At 74.0% G+C, this 4,669-nt stretch carries 4 protein-coding genes and 2 pseudogenes; 4 read left to right on the top strand and 2 right to left on the bottom strand.

Annotated elements, in window-relative coordinates:
• Together ABZ318_RS39080 and ABZ318_RS39075 are read left to right on the top strand one after the other, a co-directional pair.
• Positions 1-98 (top strand): annotated as a pseudogene (locus ABZ318_RS39080) (ferredoxin); the annotation flags it as partial.
• Positions 92-547 (top strand): annotated as a pseudogene (locus tag ABZ318_RS39075) (acyl-CoA dehydrogenase family protein); the annotation flags it as partial. The pseudogenes ABZ318_RS39080 and ABZ318_RS39075, both read left to right, overlap by 7 nt.
• Here the strand turns inward: ABZ318_RS39075 and ABZ318_RS39070 are convergent.
• Positions 534-1,625, bottom strand: coding sequence for a sugar ABC transporter permease (locus ABZ318_RS39070; protein ID WP_356907168.1), 1,092 nt, complete (start codon positions 1,623-1,625; stop codon positions 534-536). The pseudogene ABZ318_RS39075 and the gene ABZ318_RS39070 overlap by 14 nt on opposite strands.
• Positions 1,622-2,839, bottom strand: coding sequence for an MFS transporter (locus ABZ318_RS39065; protein ID WP_356907167.1), 1,218 nt, complete (start codon positions 2,837-2,839; stop codon positions 1,622-1,624). The genes ABZ318_RS39070 and ABZ318_RS39065 overlap by 4 nt, the downstream gene beginning before the upstream one ends.
• Positions 2,840-3,079: 240 nt before the next feature.
• Here ABZ318_RS39065 and ABZ318_RS39060 point away from each other — a divergent pair, with 240 nt between their 5' ends.
• Together ABZ318_RS39060 and ABZ318_RS39055 are read left to right on the top strand one after the other, a co-directional pair.
• Entirely contained in the window at positions 3,080-3,757 is a 678-nt protein-coding gene (locus ABZ318_RS39060) for a hypothetical protein (RefSeq protein WP_356907166.1), read from the top strand.
• Between the two features lie 187 nt (positions 3,758-3,944).
• Entirely contained in the window at positions 3,945-4,598 is a 654-nt protein-coding gene (locus ABZ318_RS39055) for a sigma-70 family RNA polymerase sigma factor (protein ID WP_356907169.1), read from the top strand.
• Positions 4,599-4,669 lie beyond the last annotated feature (71 nt).

The raw sequence follows: 4,669 nt of genomic DNA, 5'->3' as shown, positions 1-4,669 counted from the left end.
ACTACAAGGCGAACGTCGAGTTCTTCGACGAGCTCGGTTCGCCCGGTGGTGCCTCCAAGCTCGGCGAGATCGAGCGCGACCACCCCTTCATCGCCTCCAACTGGGCCGCACTCTGCGGGCGTTGCGGTGGGTCGGCCAGGCCCAGCGGGCCTTCGACCTCATGTGCGAGCGCGCCGGGGAACAGCGGGGCGCACGCCGACCGCTCGCGGACCGTCAGCTCGTCCAGCAGCACGTCTTCGAGGCGCTGTTGGCGCTGCGGACCACCCGTCCGCTCGTGTACGAGGCGATGGCCCTGGTCGCCGAGGGGCGCGACGCCCATGTGGAGGTGGGCCTCGCGAAAACGGCCGCCGCGCGCACGCTGCAGGAGGTCGCCGACCGCGCTGTCCAGGTCTTCGGCGCGGCCGGCCTCGGGCCGGACACCCCGCTTCCCGCACTGTTCCGCACGGGGCGGACGGCCCGGATCCTCGACGGGCCGGACGAGCAGCACGTCTCCTCCGTCGCCCGGCGCGTGCTGCGGTCCCGGCAGAAGGCTGTCACACCTGCCTGAGGTCGACGCGACCGAGGAGCGCGGAGAGGCCAAGGGCCAGGAAGAAGTCACCCCAGACCAGTTCGTGCCGGACGGCCGTGCCGCTGCGCGCGTCGTAGCAGCCGTCGAGGAGCATGCCCGCCGGGCGGGCGCTTCCCTGCCGGGTGAGATGGACGTCCACGAGCCGGTGCAGAACGGCCTCCGCTCGGGCCGCGCACGCGGAGGTCCACGCAGGCCCGGAAGCCCGGGCGAGCTTCAGCAGCGCGACCGCCGCGATGGCACCGGCGGAGGTGTCCAGGAAACCGTCGGGATGGCCCGCCTCGGCCTGGGGGACGAGCGGGCCGGTGAGGAACTCGCAGTGGTCGAGGAGCAGTTCGGCCGCCCGTGACAGTCGGCCCGAGTCTCGTGAACTCCGGTCCAGGCGCAGGAGGGCATCGGCGACGGCCAGGAGGAGCCATGCTTCGCCCCGGCTCCAGCCGGGCGCCGGGTCCCGTTCCGCCACCCAGCCGTCCACCTCGTCGAGTCGCCATGCGGGACAAGGCCGTTGGGCGCCCTCGCCGGAAGGCAGGCACAGGTCGAGATGCCGGTGGAGGTGTGCGGCTGCGGCTGCCTGCCCCTCGGGGCCGGCAGAGGCCAGCAAGGGTACGAGGCCGGGGACTCCGTCAGCACGTGCCCGCAGTCGTGGGCCGCCCAGGGCGGAGCCCCACGGGACCAGGCCGAGGGCCGGGTCCCGTGCCGCGAGCGCGGCCTTCGCCGCGCGCTCGCGCAGGGCGCGGGCTGTCTCGTCCCCGGCGGCCAGGGCCGTGCCGTACCAGAGGATGAGCCCGCGGGTCGCGGTGTCCGCGTCGACCCACGGGGCGAGCCGGGCAGTGGCGGCAGCGGCCGCCGCGTGGTCGGTGTCGCTTCCGGTGTGCCGGGCGCGCAGCCAGAGGAGACCGGCCCAGAAGCCGCCGGTCCACGAGCCTCGCCCGGTGGTCATCCAGTGACCGTCGGCCGGATCGGCGTACAGCGGGAAGCACACGCCCACTTGGCCAAGAGTCTCCGTGACGCGCTGGAAGAGAAGGCCGAGCGCCTCTTCGGCCCACGCACCGGCGGTCATGCCGTCGCTCCCGTCCTCGTACGGCGGTCCCGCAGCACCCAGGCGTAGGCGACCGCCCCCGCGACGGCGAACTCCGCCGCCACAAGGAGCCAGCCCTGGCCGTACCGGCCGCGCTCCGCGAGGAGTCCGAACAGTAGCGGGCCCACGGCGAATCCGGCGAAGAAGCCTGCGGCGACCAGCGCCGAGTCCTGCCCGGCGCGGCCGGGTGCCGAGCGCTGCATCACGAGCACCATGGACACCGCGTTCCCGGACACCGCGAACACCCCCACGGCGATGGCCGCCACCCATACGACGGGCTCGACGCGGACGGCCACGGCCAGGAGCAGGGCCGCCCCGACGGCTCCCCCGGCCAGCAGGCCCGGAAGCCACGGGGCCCGACCGGGCGTGGCGGCCCGGGACCAGCCGACGCGGCCGGCGATCCCCGACACGCCGAGAACGGCGACCAGCGCGCCCGCCACCGCCGGTCCCATGCCGAGGCGTTGGGCGCCGAACAGTGCGAGGTAGGTGTTGACGGAGGCGATGCCGGCGCCCAGGAAGAGCGAGTAGGCCGCGAGCCAGGACACGGGACTACCGGGCCCCGCCTGCGCGGGCAGGACGGCGCCGCCCTTCGGAGGGGCATCGGCCGGCAGCGTCCGCCAGGCCCACAGGGCCGCGAGGAGCGCCGCGCCGGCGGCCACCCACACCGCGCCCCGCCAGCCGAGGAGGCCCGCCGCCGTCGCGAGGGGCAGCCCGGCCGCGAAGGCGCCCAGCTGGACTCCGGACTGCTTGGAGCCGGTGACCGCTCCCCGCCTCGGCGCCGGGACGGCGGCCAGGATCGCCTTGTTCGTCGCGGGGTTGGCCAGCGCCTGCGGGAGGCCGCCGAGCGCGACGGCCCCGAGGAGCAGGGCGGGCCCCGGAGCCGCACCGATGAGGGCGAGCGCCACCGCCGACACCGCGAGCAGAGCCACGAGCGCTCGGCGGGGGCCGACCCGGTCCACGATCCGGCCGCCGGCGGGCGAGAGGACGGCAGCGGTGCCGAAGCCGACCGTCGTGGTCAGACCGAGGACCGTCTCCGACATGCCGAGACCTTCGACAAGCCGGGGACCGAGGGCTCCGATCAGGAAGAGCTGCATCATCGAGAAGGCCATGGCGGTCGTCAGGAGCGCGGTCAGTCCGCGCGGCGCGCCCGGGCGTGTCTCGGCCGGTGCGGCCGCTTCCGTACCTGCGGTCTTCACGTGGCGCCCCTCCCCTTGCAACGAACGGGCCGTCCGTCGTCGACATGAGGGAGTCGTCCCGACCGTGCAGGGAGTTCCCGAGGCGCTCTTGTGGGCCGCGCCACAGTCGCGTACTCATGACCCGACAGGTCGAGGGGGCGGCCCCATCGCGGCCGTACCCGCCCTCACGCCTCCGGAGAGGGGTGCAAGGATGGGCGCGCCATGACACCAGGTCGATGTTCGCGAGGAGGGCGGGCCGCGATGTTCGCGGCCGTCTGCGTGCTGCTCGCGGCCGTCGGCCACATCCTCATGTCGGGCCATCCGGTGCCTGGTTGGGCGCTGGCTCTCGCGTTCGCGGCCACCATGGCCGTCGCCTGGTTCCTCGCCGGCCGCGAGCGCGGCCTGCTCGCCGTCACGGCGACGACGGTGGCTGTCCAGAGCGTGCTGCACACGGCGTTCTCCTGGTCCCAGGCGGCCGGCACCATGCCCGCGAACGCCGCCCGCACGACCATGGACCATGCGCACATGGCGCACGAGGCCATGCAGCACGCGGCCATGGGCCACGGAGGCATGCAGCACATGGCCATGGGTCACGAGGCTGTCGCGCGGGTCGGCACGGCCGTGACCGAGGCGCCCGCCGCACATGACATGACGGACTTTTCCTCGTCCTTGGGCATGCTGTCGGCGCACCTCCTCGCCGCGCTCCTGAGCGGGCTGTGGATGGCGTACGGCGAGCGCGCCGTCTTCCGTGTGCTGCGGGCGCTGCCGCTGGGACTCTTCCGGCCTCTGCGCCTGCTGCTCGCCGTCATCGTTCCCGTACCACCGCGGCGGTCTCGCATCCGGCCGGATCGCGCCGGTGACGAAAGCGCTCCCAGGCGGCTTCTTCTCGCTCATTCCGTCATCTCCCGGGGTCCTCCGCAGGCACTCGCTGTCTTCTGACAGCCGGCTTCCCGAGCCCGACGGTCCGGTACCTCCGCACGTCCGTCGCTCGGGCATCGGCCATGCCTTCCGCATGGCCGCATGACACCCGTCACCGGCGCCGCCCATTCGCGCGCCGCCGGATCTCCCTGCCTCGTAAGGACTTGTGGCGATGACCCCTGCCCACGGCATCCTCCACCCGGGACCGATGAAACCGACCCGCCCGACTCACCCGTCCGACACCGACACCGACGCGGCGACGACCCTTCTCGCGCTCGCGGCGCGGGACGGCGACCCGGCCAAGGCCGATCTCTTCGTCCGCGCCCTACACCGCGACGTCTGGCGGTACGTCGCCTACCTCAGTGCCGACCGCCAGGCGGCCGACGACCTCACCCAGGAGGTCTTCCTCCGCGCGCTCGCCGCGCTGCCCCGGTTCCAGGGGCGTTCCTCGGCCCGTACCTGGCTGCTTTCGATCGCGCGCCGGACCGTGGTCGACAGCCTGCGGCATGCCGCGGCCCGTCCACGCCTGTCCGACCGCGACGACTGGCAGCGGGAGGCGGAGCACACCCAGCCGCAGGGCCTTCCCGGTTTCGAGGACGGCGTGGCCCTGGCCGAACTCCTGGCCTCCATCCCGGCCGAACGGAAGGAGGCCTTCGTCCTCACCCAGCTCCTGGGCCTGCCCTATGCCGAGGCCGCCGAGGCCATCGGCTGTCCCGTCGGCACGGTCCGTTCGCGGGTCGCCCGGGCCCGTACCTCGCTGATCGCCCTGCTGAGGGGCGAAGAGGACCCCCGTCCGTCGCCCGTCGGCGCCGTGGGCACGGGGGCACGCAGGAGGTTCACGCGAGCACCCGCACTCGCCTGACGTTCCTCGCCGCACGGCGACGGGGGCGCTCCTGTTTGGTCACCCAGGGCTCCAGTAGCTGTAAACCGACT

Origin of the sequence: Streptomyces sp. NPDC006197 (genome assembly GCF_040613865.1) — a bacterium.
GTDB lineage: Bacteria > Actinomycetota > Actinomycetes > Streptomycetales > Streptomycetaceae > Streptomyces.
The sequence above is the reverse complement of the archived record's forward strand: the minus strand, read 5'-3'. Positions and strand labels throughout refer to the sequence as shown.